This is a genomic window from Alcanivorax sp. 97CO-5 (assembly GCF_000524665.1).
Taxonomy (GTDB): Bacteria; Pseudomonadota; Gammaproteobacteria; order Pseudomonadales; family Alcanivoracaceae; genus Alcanivorax; species Alcanivorax borkumensis.
Genome location: NZ_KI965900.1, coordinates 1 through 368, shown reverse-complemented (window position 1 = coordinate 368; position 368 = coordinate 1). Strand labels below are relative to the sequence as shown.

Here is a 368-nt window from a genome sequence, read left to right as displayed (position 1 = left end):
GCATTGAGCTGGGAGAAATTGAAAGCCAGCTACTGGGCCATGAACAGATTCGTGAAGCCGTCGTGGTGGCACAGCCTTCCCCCACCGGTGATAGATTGGTTGGCTACATTGTGATGCGCAATGCAGCGCACTCTGTCCCCGGTGAGCATGAGCCACAAACGATTCTGGCTGCCCTGTCTGAGTCGCTGCCGGACTACATGGTGCCTAGCCAGTTAATCACGCTGGAAGCCATGCCGCTGACGCCGGCGGGTAAAGTGGATCGCAAAGCCCTGCCGGTAGCGCAGTGGCACACGGCCAGTGAAGGGGCGCCGCCGCAAACCGATAACGAAAAGGTACTTGCGGACATTTGGCAGTCTCTGCTGGGCCGA

Annotated in this window: 1 protein-coding gene; it reads left to right on the top strand. The window is 59.0% G+C overall.

Translation table 11 applies throughout. The features are described from left to right. A partial coding sequence (locus Y017_RS09375) for a hypothetical protein (protein WP_035460447.1) occupies positions 1 to 368 on the top strand: 368 nt, incomplete at both ends.